We start from the raw sequence: 3505 nt of genomic DNA, 5'->3' as shown, positions 1-3505 counted from the left end.
CGCAGGTCGAGCAGGGCGGCGTCGCGCTTCTGCAGGGCGAGCTGGCGCAGCACGAACACCACGAGCGCCAGGGCGCCGATCACGATCGGCGCCCAGGGCGGCACCGCGGCGCCCCCGCCGGTCTCCCCGATCGTGGAGAAGCCGTACAGGATGCCCCCGAAGCCGATCGCCGAGAGCAGCACCGAGAACAGGTCCAGCGGGACCGACCGGGTCTCGCTCGGCACCTTCATGAGGATCGCGCCGAGGACGAGCGCCGCCACGGCCAACGGCAGCACGATCCAGAACATCCAGCGCCAGCTGAGCGAGGCCAGGACCGCGCCGCCGATGGTCGGACCGATGGCGGGTGCGACGGCGATGACGATGGTGATCGTGCCCATCGTCGAGCCGCGGCGCTCCGGCGGGACGAGCCGCATGATCGTGGTCATCAGCAGTGGGATCATCACCGCGGTGCCGCACGCCTGCACCACGCGCCCGACCAGCAGGACCGGGAAGCCCGGCGCGAGCGCACAGATCAGCGTGCCGAGGCTGAACATCGTCAGTGACGCGAGGAAGACCTGCCGGGGCGTGAACCGCTCGAGCAGGAACCCCGTGGTCGGGATGACCACGGCCATCGTCAGCAGGAAACCGCTGGTCAGCCACTGCACGGTCGTCGTCGAGACACCGAGGTCGACCGTCAGGTCCTTGAGCGCGACCGACAGGATCGTCTCGTTCAGGATCATCACGAACGCGGACACGACGAGGACCGCGATGACCACGCCGGCGCGGGTGGTGCCCGGTGCGGTGCCGTCCACGGCCGGCTGATCGGCCGGCGGGGCGGCGCCGGGGGCGTCCGACGTGGTCGGGGCCGAACTCATGGGCGGGCACCTCTCGGATCGCGGGGAGCGCAGTACTGGCGTCGGCGTCGCCGCCGACCTCCTCCAGACAACCACGACCCCCTGACAGTCGACGACCGGATTGCGTGGCGACGTGACGCGGATCCGCTTCCGGCGGAACGCGTCCGGCCTCCTGACGACGCTCGGCGTCAGCCGCCGTGACGGTGTCCGAGCCACCCGAGCAGGGCGATCGCGACGGGCACGAGCAGGAAGACCTGCGGGAAGCGGAACCCCGTGAGCACGAAGAGGGCGATGGCGATCACCGGGGCGAGCGCGGACAGTTTGCCCGCGTTCCGGCCGAGCCGGGCGCCGAGGGGGGCGACCAGTTCGGGGAGGTCCTCGGTGCGCCCCGGCCGGTCCGCGGCCTCGGAGCGGGCCTCGACCGGGGACGGCGCCGGCACCGACCCGCCGTCGGGAACCGTCGATGCGGCGGCCGGGTGGGCCGGGTGCGGAGCCGGGAGGTCGGTGAACAGCGCGTCGATCTCGGACCGGAACCGGGCGTTGGCCGCGATCGCCGAGCGCTCGGCGTACTCGGTGGGGTCGAGCCGGCCCTCGCGCAGGTGCTCGTCGAGGGCGCCCATGGCGAGCTCGCGCTCCCGGGTCCCGATCCGCAGCTCCGCCACGTCGACCAGGGTAGGCGCCGTGGCCGACGGTGACCCGGCGTCCGGGACGGGGAGCACGCCGACAGGGGACTTTCCTGACGTCCCCCGTCAGGCCGTGATCCTGACGTCCCCCGTCAGCCGGTGATCTCGCAGATCACCACGCCCTGGTTCACCGACGCGCCCGCCTCCAGCGTCAGCCCCGTCACCGTGCCGTCCTTGTGCGCGGTGACCGGGTTCTCCATCTTCATGGCCTCGACGACGATCACCAGGTCGCCCGCGGACACCGTGTCGCCCTCCGAGACCGCCACCTTCACGACGGTGCCCTGCATGGGCGAGGTCACCGCGTCGCCGGAGACCTTCGCGCCGCCGCCGGCGCGCTTGCGCTTCTTCTTCTCCCCGGCGGACGCGCGGGGCCCGGCCCCGCCGCCCAGGGAGAGCCCGGCGGGCAGCGAGACCTCGAGGCGCTTGCCCCCGACCTCGACGACCACCGTCTGCCGGGCGCCCGCCTCGTCGTCCTCGTCGTCGCCCGACCCCTCGGCGACGTAGGGCTCGACGGTGTTCTCCCACTCGGTCTCGATCCACCGCGTGTGCACGGTGAACGAGGACGCGCCCTCGGGCGCGGTGAACGCCGGGTCGGTCACGACGAGGCGGTGGAACGGGATGACGGTCGGCAGGCCCTCGACGACGATCTCGTCCAGCGCGCGACGCGAGCGCTGCAGCGCCTGCTCGCGGTCCTCGCCGGTGACGATGAGCTTGCCGACCATCGAGTCGAACTGCCCGCCGATGACGCTGCCGGACTCGACCCCGGCGTCCACGCGCACGCCGGGCCCGGACGGCGCGACGAAGCGCGTCACGGTGCCGGGGGCGGGCAGGAAGCCGCGACCGGCGTCCTCGCCGTTGAGCCGGAACTCGATCGAGTGCCCGCGCGGCTCCGGGTCCTCGCGGAACCGCAGCTCCTCGCCGTTGGCGATGCGGAACTGCTCGCGCACCAGGTCGAGCCCGCTGGTCTCCTCGGACACCGGGTGCTCGACCTGCAGCCGGGTGTTGACCTCGAGGAACGAGATCGTGCCGTCCTCGCCGACGAGGAACTCCACGGTGCCGGCCCCGGAGTAGCCGGCCTCGAGGCAGATGTCGCGGGCGGAGGTGTGGATGCGCTTGCGCTGCTCGTCGGACAGGAACGGCGCGGGCGCCTCCTCGACGAGCTTCTGGTGCCTGCGCTGCAGCGAGCAGTCCCGGGTCCCGACGACGATGCAGTTGCCGTGCTGGTCGGCGAGGACCTGGGCCTCGACGTGGCGCGGCCGGTCGAGGTAGCGCTCGACGAACGACTCGCCCCGCCCGAACGCCGAGACCGCCTCGCGGACCGCGGCGTCGAACATCTCGGCGATCTCGTCGCGCTCGCGGGCCACGCGCATGCCGCGCCCGCCGCCGCCGAAGGCCGCCTTGATCGCGACGGGGAGCCCGTGCTCGTCGGCGAAGGCGATGACCTCGTCGGCGTCGGCGACCGGGTCCTTCGTGCCCGGGACCAGCGGCGCCCCCGCCCGCTCGGCGATCTTGCGGGCGGTCACCTTGTCGCCGAGGTCGCGGATGGCCTGCGGCGAGGGCCCGATCCAGATGAGTCCGGCGTCGAGCACGGCCTGGGCGAAGTCGGAGTTCTCCGAGAGGAACCCGTAGCCGGGGTGGATGCCGTTGGCGCCGGTCTGCCGCGCCGCGTCGATGATCTTCTCGATGTCGAGGTACGAGTCGGCGGCGGTCTGGCCGCCCAGCGCGAACGCCTGGTCGGCGATGCGCACGTGCGGGGCGTCCCGGTCGGGGTCCGCGTAGACGGCGACGCTGGTCAGCCCGGCGTCCTTGCACGCCCGTGCCACGCGGACGGCGATCTCCCCGCGGTTGGCGATCAGCACGGTGTGCAGGAGAGCCTGCTGAGCCTGCGGGGCCATCGGACTGCCTCCAGGGGCGCGTCGTCGCGTGGACCGGGGGTGGGTCCGCGCGCAGTGTAGGGGCGTGATCGCCGCCCGACCGGCCGGGTGAGGG

Annotated in this window: 3 protein-coding genes; all 3 read right to left on the bottom strand. The window is 73.2% G+C overall.

The features are described from left to right. Positions 1-854: MFS transporter (locus tag AC0CYZ_RS22320; protein WP_472219374.1), on the bottom strand; the 854-nt coding region annotated here is incomplete at its 3' end. Positions 855-1021: 167 nt separating this feature from the next. After that, positions 1022-1495: a DUF1707 SHOCT-like domain-containing protein gene (locus AC0CYZ_RS22315; protein WP_472219372.1), complete on the bottom strand. Its 474-nt coding sequence runs from the start codon at positions 1493-1495 to the stop codon at positions 1022-1024. 113 nt (positions 1496-1608) lie between these two features. Further along, the gene (locus AC0CYZ_RS22310; protein WP_472219370.1) at positions 1609-3411 is read right to left on the bottom strand and encodes an acetyl/propionyl/methylcrotonyl-CoA carboxylase subunit alpha; all 1803 of its coding nucleotides are present in this window, start codon (positions 3409-3411) and stop codon (positions 1609-1611) included. Positions 3412-3505: the final 94 nt, after the last annotated feature.

The sequence above is a fragment of the Actinomycetospora sp. genome (genome assembly GCF_055612215.1).
This window is presented reverse-complemented; position numbering and strand designations above follow the sequence as displayed.